The organism is Pseudomonas sp. HLG18 (genome assembly GCF_051903985.1).
GTDB lineage: Bacteria > Pseudomonadota > Gammaproteobacteria > Pseudomonadales > Pseudomonadaceae > Aquipseudomonas > Aquipseudomonas fluorescens_BT.
Genome location: NZ_CP195831.1, coordinates 2,474,148 through 2,487,073, shown reverse-complemented (window position 1 = coordinate 2,487,073; position 12,926 = coordinate 2,474,148). Strand labels below are relative to the sequence as shown.

Annotated in this window: 16 protein-coding genes; 5 read left to right on the top strand and 11 right to left on the bottom strand. The window is 60.1% G+C overall.

The window, feature by feature from the left end; all coding sequences use genetic code 11:
• Positions 1-6: 6 nt before the first annotated feature.
• From ACSPX5_RS11300 to ribBA, 3 genes are all read right to left on the bottom strand, one after another.
• The gene (locus ACSPX5_RS11300; protein WP_176504839.1) at positions 7-954 is read right to left on the bottom strand and encodes an ABC transporter permease; all 948 of its coding nucleotides are present in this window, start codon (positions 952-954) and stop codon (positions 7-9) included.
• Entirely contained in the window at positions 951-1,976 is a 1,026-nt protein-coding gene (locus tag ACSPX5_RS11295) for an ABC transporter substrate-binding protein (protein WP_439821719.1), read from the bottom strand. Before ACSPX5_RS11295 ends, ACSPX5_RS11300 begins: the two co-directional genes overlap by 4 nt.
• Positions 1,977-2,142: 166 nt before the next feature.
• Positions 2,143-3,252: a bifunctional 3,4-dihydroxy-2-butanone-4-phosphate synthase/GTP cyclohydrolase II gene (gene ribBA / locus ACSPX5_RS11290; RefSeq protein ID WP_439821718.1), complete on the bottom strand. Its 1,110-nt coding sequence runs from the start codon at positions 3,250-3,252 to the stop codon at positions 2,143-2,145.
• A 64-nt stretch (positions 3,253-3,316) separates the two neighbouring features.
• Here ribBA and ACSPX5_RS11285 point away from each other — a divergent pair, with 64 nt between their 5' ends.
• A complete protein-coding gene (locus tag ACSPX5_RS11285) occupies positions 3,317-3,610 on the top strand; it encodes a DUF1330 domain-containing protein (protein ID WP_439821717.1) in 294 nt (97 codons plus the stop codon).
• A 117-nt stretch (positions 3,611-3,727) separates the two neighbouring features.
• Here ACSPX5_RS11285 and ACSPX5_RS11280 read toward each other — a convergent pair whose 3' ends face one another.
• Positions 3,728-3,994 carry a short-chain dehydrogenase gene (locus ACSPX5_RS11280; protein ID WP_127798408.1) on the bottom strand — a complete coding sequence of 89 codons (267 nt, stop codon included), beginning with the start codon at positions 3,992-3,994 and terminating at the stop codon, positions 3,728-3,730.
• Between the two features lie 523 nt (positions 3,995-4,517).
• On the opposite strand from ACSPX5_RS11280, the gene ACSPX5_RS11275 reads away from it, so the two are divergent.
• From ACSPX5_RS11275 to ACSPX5_RS11265, 3 genes are all read left to right on the top strand, one after another.
• The gene (locus ACSPX5_RS11275) at positions 4,518-5,024 is read left to right on the top strand and encodes a PAAR domain-containing protein (protein WP_074688595.1); all 507 of its coding nucleotides are present in this window, start codon (positions 4,518-4,520) and stop codon (positions 5,022-5,024) included.
• Positions 5,024-5,722, top strand: a complete 699-nt coding sequence (locus ACSPX5_RS11270; RefSeq protein ID WP_052912742.1) for a hypothetical protein — start codon at positions 5,024-5,026, stop codon at positions 5,720-5,722. The genes ACSPX5_RS11275 and ACSPX5_RS11270 overlap by 1 nt, the downstream gene beginning before the upstream one ends.
• Positions 5,723-5,813: 91 nt before the next feature.
• On the top strand, positions 5,814-6,173 hold the full coding sequence (locus ACSPX5_RS11265) for a hypothetical protein (protein WP_236676608.1): 360 nt from the start codon (positions 5,814-5,816) through the stop codon (positions 6,171-6,173).
• A gap of 57 nt (positions 6,174-6,230) precedes the next feature.
• Here ACSPX5_RS11265 and ACSPX5_RS11260 read toward each other — a convergent pair whose 3' ends face one another.
• From ACSPX5_RS11260 to ACSPX5_RS11230, 7 genes are all read right to left on the bottom strand, one after another.
• Complete coding sequence (locus ACSPX5_RS11260; protein ID WP_439821716.1) at positions 6,231-6,794, bottom strand: NUDIX hydrolase; 564 nt, start codon at positions 6,792-6,794, stop codon at positions 6,231-6,233.
• Between the two features lies 1 nt (position 6,795).
• A complete protein-coding gene (locus ACSPX5_RS11255) occupies positions 6,796-7,548 on the bottom strand; it encodes a GntR family transcriptional regulator (protein ID WP_169430697.1) in 753 nt (250 codons plus the stop codon).
• A gap of 58 nt (positions 7,549-7,606) precedes the next feature.
• Complete coding sequence (locus ACSPX5_RS11250; RefSeq protein WP_439821715.1) at positions 7,607-7,996, bottom strand: carboxymuconolactone decarboxylase family protein; 390 nt, start codon at positions 7,994-7,996, stop codon at positions 7,607-7,609.
• Positions 7,997-8,132: 136 nt separating this feature from the next.
• The gene (locus ACSPX5_RS11245) at positions 8,133-8,618 is read right to left on the bottom strand and encodes a flavin reductase family protein (RefSeq protein ID WP_169430696.1); all 486 of its coding nucleotides are present in this window, start codon (positions 8,616-8,618) and stop codon (positions 8,133-8,135) included.
• Positions 8,619-8,630: 12 nt separating this feature from the next.
• On the bottom strand, positions 8,631-10,112 hold the full coding sequence (locus tag ACSPX5_RS11240; protein ID WP_439821714.1) for an aldehyde dehydrogenase: 1,482 nt from the start codon (positions 10,110-10,112) through the stop codon (positions 8,631-8,633).
• Complete coding sequence (locus ACSPX5_RS11235) at positions 10,109-10,942, bottom strand: alpha/beta fold hydrolase (RefSeq protein ID WP_169430695.1); 834 nt, start codon at positions 10,940-10,942, stop codon at positions 10,109-10,111. Before ACSPX5_RS11235 ends, ACSPX5_RS11240 begins: the two co-directional genes overlap by 4 nt.
• A 33-nt stretch (positions 10,943-10,975) precedes the next feature.
• Positions 10,976-11,566 (bottom strand): amino acid synthesis family protein, encoded by a 591-nt coding sequence (locus ACSPX5_RS11230; protein WP_007957412.1) that lies wholly within the window; start codon positions 11,564-11,566, stop codon positions 10,976-10,978.
• A 325-nt stretch (positions 11,567-11,891) separates the two neighbouring features.
• Between ACSPX5_RS11230 and ACSPX5_RS11225 the strand changes: the two genes are divergently transcribed.
• Positions 11,892-12,920: a WD40/YVTN/BNR-like repeat-containing protein gene (locus ACSPX5_RS11225; protein WP_439821713.1), complete on the top strand. Its 1,029-nt coding sequence runs from the start codon at positions 11,892-11,894 to the stop codon at positions 12,918-12,920.
• The last annotated feature ends 6 nt before the right edge of the window (positions 12,921-12,926 follow it).

Genomic DNA, 12,926 nt, shown 5'->3' with positions numbered 1-12,926 from the left:
GTCGGGTTACCTCGCGTTACTGGCGCCAACCGGGGATTCCGGCTGGAGCTTCAGGTAGAAGTAGAACAGCACCAGGGTGATGACGATCAGCAACGCGGCGCCGGCGCTGGCCAGGCCCCAGTTGAGGAACGACTGCACCTGCTGAATGATGAACTCCGGCAGCATCATGTTCTGCGCCCCGCCCAGCAGCGCCGGGGTGACGTAGTAACCGAGCGACATCACGAACACCATCAACCCGCCGGACGCCAGACCCGGCCGGCACAGCGGCAGGAACACCCGGAAGAAGTTGGTCCAGGGACTCGCGCCGCAGATCGAACCGGCCTGCAGGATCATCGGGTCGATGGCCTGCATGGTCGCCTGCAACGGCAGTACGATGAACGGGATCATGATGTAGCTCATGCCGATCACCACGCCGGTCAGGTTGTGCACCATTTCCAGCGGCTGATCGATGATGCCCATGGCCATCAAGGCCTTATTGATGACGCCCGAAGCTTGCAGCAACACGAGCCACGAATAGGTGCGGGCGAGGAGGCTGGTCCACATCGACAGCAGCACGATGTTGAGGATCCAGCGGCCCCAGCCACGTGGCACCAGGGTGATTGCCCAGGCCAGCGGAAAGCCCAACAGCAGGCTGAACACCGTCACCAGTCCGGCCACCGAAAAGGTGTTGAACAGCACCCGTGCATACGCCGAGTTGGCGAACAGTTGTTCATAGTTGCCAAGGCCCGGCACCGGTTCCAGCACGCCGCGCAGCAACAAGCCAATCAGCGGCGCGAGAAAGAACAGGCCAAGGAACAACAGCGCCGGCGCGAGATTGCCGGCGCCGCGCCAGCGTTGCTTGAGGGACGGGGCTGGCGCCATGGCACTCGCCTTTTTTCCGGCGGCCGACCCGGCAGCGCTGGCGGCGCTCCCGGTGGCAGTGGAGGGACGGGATGCGGTGGCCGCCATTTTCATTTGACCAGCCATTCGTTCCACCGTGTCGCGATGGCCTGGCCGTTTTTGGCCCAGTACGCGAAATCAAGAGTGATCTGATCCTTAGCGTAGGCAGTCGGCAGGTTCGGGGCCAGCGTCGAGTCCAGACGCGCCACGCTGTCGATGTTGACCGGGGCGTAGGCGGTCAGGTTGGAGAAGTCGGCCTGACCCTTGGCACTGCTGGCGCTGGCCAGGAACTTCATCGCCGCGTCCTTGTTTTTCGCGCCCTTTGGCACCACCAGAATGTCGGCCATCACCAGGTTCTGTTTCCAGCTCACACCGACCGGTGCGCCGTCTTCCTGCAGGGCGTGGATCCGGCCGTTCCAGAACTGGCCCATGCTCGCTTCACCGGAGGCCAGCAGTTGCTGCGACTGCGCGCCGCCGCCCCACCAGACGATGTCTTTCTTGATGGTGTCGAGTTTCTTGAAGGCGCGATCCAGATCCAGCGGGTAGAGCTTGTCGGCCGGCACGCCGTCGGCGAGCAGGGCCAGTTCAAGCACGCCGGGGCTCGGCCATTTGTACAGGGCGCGCTTGCCGGGGAAGGTCTTGGTGTCGAACAGCGCGCTCCAGTCCTGCGGCTTGTTGGCGCCGAGCTTGCCCTCGTTGTAGCCGAGGACGAAGGAGAAGAAGAACGAGCCGACGCCGTAGTCGCTGACAAAACGCGGGTCGATCTTGTCGCGCTGGATCTGTTTGAAGTCGAGGGGTTCGAGCAGGCCTTCGGCTGCGGCGCGCAGGGCGAAGTCGGCTTCGACGTCGACCACGTCCCACTGCACGTTGCCGCTCTCGACCATGGCCTTGAGTTTGCCGTAGTCGGTCGGGCCGTCCTGCACGACGGTGATGCCGCTGGCCTTGCTGAACGGATCGGCCCAGGCCTGTTTCTGCGCATCCTGGGTGCTACCGCCCCAGCTGACAAAGTTCACACTCTCGGCGGCCATCGCGGCCTGACCGGTCACGCTCAGCAGTCCCGCAAGAAAGATCGCGGTTGCAGCTTTGTTCAACACCATTTTTACGCCCTCATTGTTGTGTTTTTGAGCGGGCTTGCGTTGTTGCCCGCCTGTCGGGAGCAGTAGCTGGACGTTTTTTCAGGTCGTCCGGTCTATGGAATATCATATTATGGTATTCCAAACTTTGTGCAAGCACTTTGCCGTACCGGCTATCTGGCAAACGAGGTTATTCGGTGAAGGAAATGCTCTCGACCACTTCCAGATCGTAGCCGGTCAAACCGGCATACTTCAGCGGCGGGCCCAGGTGGCGCAGCTTGCCGACGCCCAGGTTTTGCAGAATCTGCGCCCCGGTGCCGACCTCCGAATAGATCCGAGATTGCGAGCGACTGAACTGACGCGGCGGCTGAGTCAGTTGCGGAATGCGCTCCAGCAGCGCCTGCGACGACTCATGATTGGCCAGCACCACCACAACGCCATGCCCTTCGGCCGCGACCCGTTGCAGCGCCGCCCACAATGTCCAGTTCGTCGGCCCGCTGTACTCGGCGCCGACCAGATCCCGCAGCGGATCGATCACATGCACCCGCACCAGCGTCGGTTCCTCACGGCGCAGTTCGCCCATGACCATCGCCATGTGCACGCCGCCCTCGATACGGTCTTCGAAAGTGATCAGACGGAACGTGCCATGCACCGTCGGCAGTTCCCGCTCGCCGATGCGTTCGATGGTGTGTTCGGTGCTCAGGCGATAGTGAATCAGGTCGGCGATGGTTCCGATCTTGATCCCGTGCTTGCGGGCGAAGATTTCCAGATCCGGGCGGCGGGCCATGGTGCCGTCGTCGTTCATCACTTCGACGATCACCGAGGCCGGCGTAAAGCCCGCCAGCCGCGCCAGATCACAACCGGCCTCGGTGTGGCCAGCACGGGTCAGCACGCCACCTTCCTTGGCGCGCAGCGGGAAGATATGGCCGGGCTGCACCAGATCTTCTGCGCGAGCATTTGGCGCCACCGCAGCAGCAACCGTGCAAGCGCGGTCGGCAGCGGAAATGCCGGTGGTCACGCCGACTGCCGCTTCGATGGAAACCGTGAATGCGGTGCTGAACACGCTGCCATTGCTCGGCACCATCTGCTCAAGCCCCAGGCGCTGGCAATGATCGTCAGTCAACGTCAGACAAATCAGCCCCCGAGCCTCACGGGCCATGAAACTGATCGCCTCGGGCGTGCAACGGTCGGCGGCCAGCAACAGGTCGCCTTCGTTTTCCCGGTCTTCGTCATCGACCAGCAACACCATTTTGCCGAGGCGATAATCTTCGATGATTTCTTCGATGCTGTTGAAGGCCATGCTGGACTCTCGATAGGGATGAATTCGTGGTATACCATAATACAAAATCAACCAAGAGGTCACTATGAAGGCGTACTGGATTGCACACGTGGACATCATCGATCCCGATCACTACAGCCAATACACCCAACGCGCACCGGAAGCGTTCGCCGAGTTCGGCGCGAAGTTCTTGGCCAGAGGAGGGCGCAGCGAAGCGATGGAAGGACGGGCGACGCCACAGCGCAGCGTGGTGATTGAATTCGACAGCTACGAGCAGGCGGTGGCGTGCTACCGCTCGGCGGCGTATCAGGAAGCGAAGAGCTACCGCGAAGAGTGGGCGCGGGCGGAGATCGTTATTGTGGAAGGGATGGTGCCGTAAGCGCTTGTTTACGAGTCCAGAGGAACTGGCGAATCGATGGTGGCTGCGATCTTTTGATGCTCTTTTTCGTAATCAGAAGATCGCAGCTATCAGCGGTTGAGGACTGTGATTCTTCGTTCAGCCTTGTGCTTGAATCTGCCGCCCTAATACGTCCATTACATCACAGCCGTCACGAAGCAAAATCGCTGCTGCGTGGGCGAGTTGCTGCACATCGACACCCTTGGCAGCTGAAATATCCAGGCTGGCGAGGCTTTCCATCATCTGTGTAGCTGCCAAAAACCTGCTCGCCGCGCTGCTGTGCAAAACGTCCAGCGGTGCCTGTGTTGAGACCAGGAGCACTGGAATGCTGTCTTCGTTGTGGGTCATTGAAATGTGAGTATTCATACGCCAGCACCTGCCTGAAGATTGCCTGTGAAGGTTCTTCTCAGCGCTATCGACGTACTGTCGACCAAGAATTGTCTGAGTCGATCGCGGCGAGTGTAAGGGATGAGTTCTATGGTCGATTCCGTCATGGGTGTAGCTCCGTAAGATCCAATAGAGCTGCCACAAAAACGCCGTCAAACGAAATTGGGTGGCAACTGTGCGTGGGTTGACGGACCGGCTCTCACGGACACCGGCGCACCCGAAGATGCCCCGCGCACAGTCGCCATAAAGAATGCATCGGACACAGGAGTGCTCGAGCAGAGAAGGCTATGCACGTCGTGAGAAGATTACGGGCCGTCAAACCCGATCACGAATGAGTCGTGACAGGCGCGAGGATAGGGAGTGAGGCTAGGGTCGTCAACCAGCGTCACGCCGGAAAACGCAACCAGTCCTGTAAGCCGGTTCCGTTTCGTATTTTGCTCGTTCAGGAGTGATCAAGGATCGGTTACTATCCAGCCATTGTGACGTTCAAAGGAGAGAAACGATGGCAGGAAAGCCAGTCGCACGACTTGGAGATCCAGGAAGTCACGGCGGAAATATCACCACTGGATCGAGCCCAATTTTCGTTAACTCAATGCCTGTAGCTTTGGTAGGAGACACCTATTCCTGCCCGGTTCACGGCAGTAATCCCATAACGACGGGTGCTCCTCACGTGTTCGGGCTGGGAAAAGACGTAGCACACGTCGGCTCGCAGACAGCATGCGGAGCGACGATTACTGCCGGGTCTCCCGATACCTTCGTGGGTGAATCCGGTGGAGGGGCGCCCACTAGCTTTTTCTCCCAGTTCCTGAAAGAAAAGACGTTTGTCGAGTTTCAGTTGCTGAACGATAGAGATGAGCCTGTCGCCAACGAGGCGTACGAACTGACACTCCCCGATGGAACGTTGATGACAGGCGTCCTTGACGAAAACGGCTTCGTGCATGTCGCAAACATTCCTAGGGGAAGTTGCAGTATAAAATTCCCGAAACTTGAAGATACGGAACATCTTTAATGGTTCAGCCTACTAAAACTACCAGCACGACACAGGCAGCAAAAAGTACAGGCGCATCGGGGAAAACTACAAAAACCAACCAAGTAGTCGTGTCGGGTGCATATATGGAGATACTTGTGGGTGGCCCTTACACCCGTGACAAGGAAGAGCATCCTTTCGGGCATGCTGCTTTACACGTAGTGGTTGGTTCTAAAGACATCACCTATGACTTTGGGCGCTATGGAAAAACCTGGGGGACGTTTGATAGCGAAGGGGAGGGAGTGCTGAACGTTTGGACATCCTTTAAAGCGTACATCTCGGGTGAGAACAGCTTGGGGCGCACAACAACTGGCTTTGTTTATTTTTTGGATAGTGCAACAGCTGAGGCCGTTATCGCTCACTTCGACGGTATTGTCGCCCAGAAAAAGGAACTGAGAAGAAAGACAGCAACGTCTGCGCGCTATGTATTGCCGTCCAACTATCATCCAACCACCAATAACTGCACGACTGTAACAATTGCAGGAGCCAAAATTTCGGGTAAGCCAATCGTGCAGAATCCGTCTAAATATAGCGAAATGCGTGGACTGTCATTCCTGGAAAGGCAAGCTGCGCGCACGCAGACCAAACCTCAGGACGGGATTTTCATGCCTGCGGACTTACAAGCCATGCTCGAAGGGAATACTGAGGCGCACTATGATAAAAAGAATGTTTACAAATAGACGAATTGGCTTTTGGCTGACGGCGGCCTTATTTGTAAATGCAGTCTTTATGGCTTTTCTGATTTTTGGCGATACTGCAAAGGAACACACTATGAAGATGATTAAAACCAAAGAACCCCTGCTGATCGAAGGGCAAGGTGGCGATGACAATTACTATGTCCTGCCGATGGGAACAACGCTGTATCACGATAAAAGCTTTCCTGAAGGGCACGATCGTTATGTGGTGTATCTGAATCACAAAGGTGCCATTGCCCACGAAGAAGTCCCGATGAAGCCTGAGTATGGCGGTTCTTTTATCGATCCTCTTTGGCTCGCCAATATTGATGCCGATACCCTGAAAGACATTTTCAAGCGTTTCCCGCTCTCCAAGAAAGACATCTCCGCTGCTCTCAAAGCCAATGAAATCACCAAAGATGATTTGGCGGATATCATTCGTGCGATGCCGGATTGAGTGAGCAACTGTCGAGGACCCGGATCCAGCTCTACATCTCTGGCAAGTGACGTTTAATCAGCGCATGAAATGAATCTTGCCGCTGTCGTCATTGCCCATGTACATGCCATACACCCCGGCCTGGCGTTCCTCGATGTAGCGTTCGAGGATCTGCCGGATCGCCGGGTAGTAGATCTGGTCCCACGGAATGTCTTCGGGGGCGAAGAATTTGCAGGCGAGGGTTTCCGGGCCGTACTGGCCGGTGATCTCCAGCGCGAGGGCGCGGAAGATGATGTAGACCTCGCTGATCTTCGGCACGCTGAAGATCGAATAAGGCGAGATGATTTCCGCGCGTACGCCGCTTTCTTCCCAGACTTCGCGCAGGGCCGCCTGTTCGGTGGTTTCGCCGCTTTCCATGAAACCGGCGGGCAGGGTCCAGGTGCCGGGGCGCGGGGGAATCGCCCGTTGGCACAAGAGGTATTTGCCGTCCTGCTCGATGATGCAGCCGGCGATGATTTTCGGGTTTACGTAGTGGATGTAGCCGCAGCCGCGGCACATCAGGCGCTCGTGCGTATCGCCCGGCGGCACTTGCTGACCGAGGTCGGCGCCACCGCATTTCGGGCAAAAGCTCGGGCTGAACATGTCAGTGACCTATGCGCGGTTCTTTCAGCGCGATGGGCAGGGTGATTGGCGGTGTGTCGCCGGTCTCTTCCTGTTTGCGCTTGAGGTAATCGAGAGCGACGGCAGCCGCAGCGCGCACGTGATCGACACACGCCTGATGCGCCGCCAGCGGATCGCCGCTCTTGATCGCCTCGACCATTTTTTCCATTTCCTGGTTGCTCGCGCCGCGACGGTTTTCCTGGGACACCGATGTCGCCCGCAGGTAGCTGATACGCGCCTGCAACTGACGCAGTTGAGTGGCCGCGACATGGTTGCCCGAGCCTTCCAGCAGCACGTCGTAGAAGCCCTGCACCGAGTCGATCACCTGTTGCAGCTCGCCGTCCTTGAGCGCCTTGCGGTTCTCGTCGAGGGCTTTTTCCAGGGCCTTGATGTCCTTGGCCTTGGCGCGCAGGGTAAAGAGCTGAACGATCAGGCCTTCGAGCACGCAGCGCAGTTCATAGATGTCGACGGCATCGGCGAGGGTGATGATCGCCACGCGCGGGCCCTTGGCGTCGGCGAATTCCACCAGGCCTTCGGATTCCAGGTGACGCAAGGCTTCACGCACCGACGTACGGCTCACGCCCAGGCGATCGCACAGATCGCGCTCCACCAGGCGATCGCCCGGCAGCAGCTGGAAGTTCATGATGGCGCTTCGCAGTTTATCCAGCACGATTTCGCGCAGGGTGACGGGGTTGCGATTGACCTTGAAGCTGTCGTCGAGTGGCAGGCGTTTCATGGGGTCCGCTCTTTAAGTTGGCTGTCCATGCCAGACGGGCATTCAAACAGCCGAGGGGTTAACTGGAGGCCTCGGCGTCGGCTTCGGCGAAGGCTTCACGGGCGAGCCGGAAACTGTCCACGGCTGCCGGGACGCCGCAATAAATACCGACCTGAAGCAGAGTTTCGCGTATTTGCTCACGACTCAGGCCGTTACGCAAGGCGCCGCGCACATGCAGCTTGAGTTCGTGCGGGCGGTTCAGCGCGGAGATCATCGCCAGGTTGATCATGCTGCGCTCCTTGAGCGACAGACCCTCGCGTCCCCAGACATGGCCCCAGCAGTATTCGGTGACCATTTCCTGCAGCGGGCGGGTGAAGTCGTCGGCGTTCTCGATCGAGCGCTGCACATAGGCTTCGCCCAGCACCTGGGTGCGGATCTTCAGGCCCTTTTCGTACTTCTCGTTACTCATAAATCCTCCAGTCACCACAATTCCCTTGTGGGAGCGGGCTTGCTCGCGAATGCGGTAGCTCACTCAGCATAGATGTCGACTGACACGACGCCTTCGCGAGCAAGCCCGCTCCCACAGTGGAGTCTGTGTGAATCTCTCAGGCCAAGGTCGGCAACGCGCCGAGCTTGCCCTTGTGATAAATCATCGGCGTCACCGGTTGCGCCGGCAGGATCAGGTTCTTCACCGCGCCGACGATGATCGCGTGATCGCCGCCGTCGTATTCGCGCCACAGCTCGCACTCGATGATCGCCGTGGCCTTGGCGAGGATCGGGTTACCGAGCTCGCTCAAATGCCAGTCGATGCCGTTGGCCTTGTCCTTGCCCTTACCGGCGAAAGCGTAGGCCTCGGCGGTCTGGTCGGCGGACAGCAAGTGAATTGCGAAACGCTTGCTGTCGCGCAGCACCGGGTAGGTGTCGGAGGCGTAGTTGGGGCAGAACAGCACCAGCGCCGGATCTATCGACAGCGCACTGAAGGCGCTGGCGGTGATCCCGACAATGCCGCCATCCGGGTCGAGGGTGGTGACCACCGTGACCCCGGACGGAAACGAGCTCATGACGTCTTTGTAAATGCCGGGTTCGATCATGTCACGGGACTCCTAACGCATCACAAACGGATCAGGCATCGGTGCCTGGGAGAGGTTGATCCACACCGTTTTCAGTTCGGTGTAGGCCAGCACCGAATCGATGCCGCTTTCGCGTCCATAGCCACTGTTCTTGAAGCCGCCGATCGGTGCCATGGCCGACACCGCGCGGTAGGTGTTGACCCAGATGATCCCCGAACGCACGTCCCGGGCCAGGCGATGGGCGCGGCCCAGGTCGCGGGTCCAGATGCCGGCGGCGAGGCCGAACTGCGAGTCGTTGGCAATCGCCAGCGCTTCGGCCTCGTCCTTGAAACGGATCACCGAGGCGACCGGACCAAAGACTTCTTCCTGCATGATCTTCATCGAGTTGCGGTCGCATTCGAACAGCGTCGGTTCGTAGAACCAACCGTCACCGACGCCACTCGGACGCTTGCCACCCAGGCGCAGACGCGCGCCTTCAGCAATTGCATCAGCCACCAGACCCTCAACCACCGCCAGTTGCTGCGCGGTAGCCATCGGTCCCATTTCGCTGCTGTCGTCCTGCGGGTTGCCGATGCGGATGCGCTGGGCGCGCTCCACCAGTCGGCTGACGAATTCGTCGTAGATGTCGTCCTGCACCAGCAGTCGCGAACCGGATACGCAGCTCTGGCCGGACGCCGCGTAGATCCCGGCGATGGCGCCGTTGATCGCACTGTCGAGATCGGCGTCGGCGAAGATGATGTTCGGAGACTTGCCGCCCAGCTCCAGCGACAACTTGGCGAAGTTCTCGGCGCTGCTGCGCACCACATGCCGGGCCGTGGTTGCGCCGCCGGTGAAGGCGATCTTGCGGATCAGCGGATGGCGGGTGAGGGCGGCACCGGTGCTCGGGCCGTAGCCGGTGACGACGTTCACCACGCCCGGCGGAATCCCGGCTTCGAGGGCCAGCCGCGCCAGCTCCAGAATGGTCGCCGAGGCGTGTTCGGATGGCTTGATCACGATGGTGTTGCCCGCTGCCAATGCCGGCGCCAGTTTGATCGCGGTCAGGTAAAGCGGGCTGTTCCACGGAATGATCGCGGCGACCACGCCCATGGCTTCGTGCACGGTGTAGGCGAACAGATCGGGTTTATCCAGCGGCAGGGTGCCGCCTTCGAGCTTGTCGGCAAGGCCGGCGGTGTAGTGGAAAAACTCCGGCAGATAACCGACCTGACCCCGGGTTTCGCGGATCAGTTTGCCGTTGTCGCGGCTTTCCAGTTGCGCCAGTTGTTCCTTGTTTTCGGCGATCAGGTCACCGAGACGACGCAGCAGTTTGCCGCGTGCGGTGGCGGTCAAACCACGCCATGCCGGGCTGTCGAAGGCGGTCTGCGCGGCTTGCACGGCGCGTTCGACGTCGGCCTCGTCAGCGTCGGGCAGTTCGGCCCAGGGTTCGGCCAGCGCCGGGTTGAGGCTTTCGAAAGTCTTGCCGGAGAGGGCGTCGACCCATTCTCCGCCGATGCACATCTGGAAGCGTGCGAGCGTCATGCAACGATCCCCTTTATATGGTTTTGTCGGGCGTGTGCGGTGTCGAGAAATTCCAGCAGCGTCTGGTTCACCAGCCGTGGCGACTCTACCGGCATCATATGCCGTTGCTCGGGCAGCACGGCAACCATCGCACCGGGAATGCGCGCGGCCAGTTGCTCAGCCATTTGCGGGGTCGATCCAGGGTCCAGCTCGCCGGTGGCGATCAGCGTCGGCGCCTGGATGCTGCCCAGGTCGTCGGCGCGGTACATGTCCTGGGTGGCGAACAGTTCGTAAGTGGTCAGGTAGCCCTGCGGATCATTGCCGGCCAGGGTCTGGCGGATCGCGGCGATCTGCGCCGGGTTGGCCGCCTGATATTCACGGCTGAACCAACGCGACAGCGCTGCTTCGGCATTCGCGTCCGGTCCGTGTTCGGCGGCCTGCGCGGTGCGGGCGATGACGCCGGCGCGCTGCTCTTCGCTGCGGTTGAACACGCTGTTGAGCACCACCAGGCTTTTCAGGCGCTCCGGGTAGTGCAGGGCAAACGCCCGCGCCACCAGACCGCCCATGGAAAAACCGATCACCGATGCCTGGGGCAATTGCAGGTGGTCGAGCAGCTCCAGCAACTGATCGGCATAGCCGAGCAGGGCGGTGCCGCTGGCCGGGCGCGGGCTGGCGCCGTGGCCGAGCATGTCGTAGGCGATCACCCGGTATTGCGTGGCCAGGCCAACGATCTGGCCGCCCCACATTTCTTTGTTCAGGCCCACGCCGTGGATCAACACCACGGGTTGGCCAACGCCTGTCGCCAGATAACTGGTGCCGGCCGGGGTGAGTTCAGCGGTGAGCCGAATCATGGAGCGCTCCTGCAATGCCTTTTTTTATTGTGATTACTGGGCTTTTTCGGCGGCCAGTTCTTCCAGATCGATGTAGCGGTTGCCGATGCGCGGGTGCAGGCGACCACCGTCGGCGCAACCGAGTACCACAACGATTTCATCGGCGCGGGGGGCATCTTCGATCTGCATTTCCAAGGTGATGTAGTGCGAGCGCAGGCCCTCGTCGTCCTTGTGCATCATCGGGATCTGAATCGAAGTGCCCGGGCCGCCGCGCTTGTTGGTGAAGCTCAGGTAGCTCTTGGCCTTGACCGCTTCGCGGTAGTGATTGCCGAAGCGCAGGGTGTGGATCACCGCCGACGCGTGCTCGATCTCGCCATCGGCGCCGACCACCGCGGCTTTGCCGTAAGCCTCGATCTTCTCGGCGCCACCGATGATGCCCACCAGACGCTCGACCATCATCGCGCCCAGGTCGGAGCAATTGGCGCGGATCTGCGGCTTGAGGTCTTCGACAAAGCCATTGCCGACCCAAGGGTTCTTCATCACGACGGCCAGGCCAACCATGGTCACCGGGGTGTCGGAAGCCTTGCCGCCTTCGATGAAGGTCTCTTCGACATAGCTGACGATCTTGCGAATTTCGAAACTCATGAGCTGCTCCGTAGGGGATAAAGAGTGTCTGTGCGTCTGATGGTATACCATAATACCGATCGTGCAAGTCCCCTTCGCAAGAATCCCTGCCATCAGTCGGACGAATGCCCGTGCATTCAGCCGCTGCTGTAATCCCTTTCGGTTAACAAAAGATAACGTTGCGCCGATTGTCAGACGTTTCGAATGCCCGATAGGATGAGCCAGCTTCCGAAGTGGCTCTGGATTGCGGGTTTCAGGACTATGCTTCTGACCAACCGTCGCTGGAGCACACTTGCGGCGCCCTTGAAGGCCGAATGGCCTAACAATAATAAATAGGGGAAGGTCTATGAGTCGTTGCCGCCCGCCGGCGTTTCGCAACACCGCGTTGCTGGCCACAGCACTCTCTCTGCTGGGCTTTGCCACCTTGTCGGCGCCCGTACTGGCCGCCGAAGCGCCCGCCGACATGGTCTACGCCATCGAGTCGGCCAAGGCCCCGAAAAGCCTGATGCTTGATGTCGTCCACGCCGGCGCCCGATTGGTGGCGGTCGGGGATCGCGGGCACATTCTCTACTCCGATGACCAGGGCAAGACCTGGACCCAGGCCAAGGTGCCGAGCCGTCAGTTGCTGACGGCCGTGTATTTCGTCGATGACAAGCACGGCTGGGCCGTCGGCCATGACGCGCAGGTCCTCGCCAGTGAAGACGGCGGCCAGACCTGGACCAAACAGTTCGAAGACCTCAAGCGCGAATCGCCGCTGCTCGACCTCTGGTTCAAGGACGTCAACAACGGCCTGGCCGTGGGGGCCTACGGTGCCTTGCTGGAAACCACCGACGGTGGGAAGCACTGGCAAGACGTCAGCGATCGCCTCGACAACCAGGATCAGTTCCACCTCAATGCCATCGCCGCCGTCAAGGACGCCGGGCTGTTCATCGTGGGCGAGCAGGGCGCGATGTTCCGCTCCGCCGATTGGGGCCAGACCTGGGAAAAAATCGAAGGCCCGTATCAAGGCTCGCTGTTCGGTGTGATCGGCACGGCCCAGCCTTCCACGCTGCTGGCCTACGGGTTGCGTGGCAACCTCTACCGCTCCACTGATTTCGGCAGCACCTGGCAGCAGGTCGAACTCAAGGCTGCGCGCGGTGCGCTGGAGTTCGGCCTGTCCGGCGCCACGCGGCTCGACGACGGCTCCATCGTCATCGTCGGCAACGGCGGCACGGTGATCAGCAGCAGCGACAACGGTGAAACCTTCAGCGTGTTCAACCGCCCGGATCGTATCTCGCTGTCGTCGGTCACCGCTGCCGGCAACGGCAATCTGATCCTGAGCGGGCAGGGTGGCGTCCACACCACCACGCCCAACGGCACCGAGCTGGGCAAATGAGCCGAA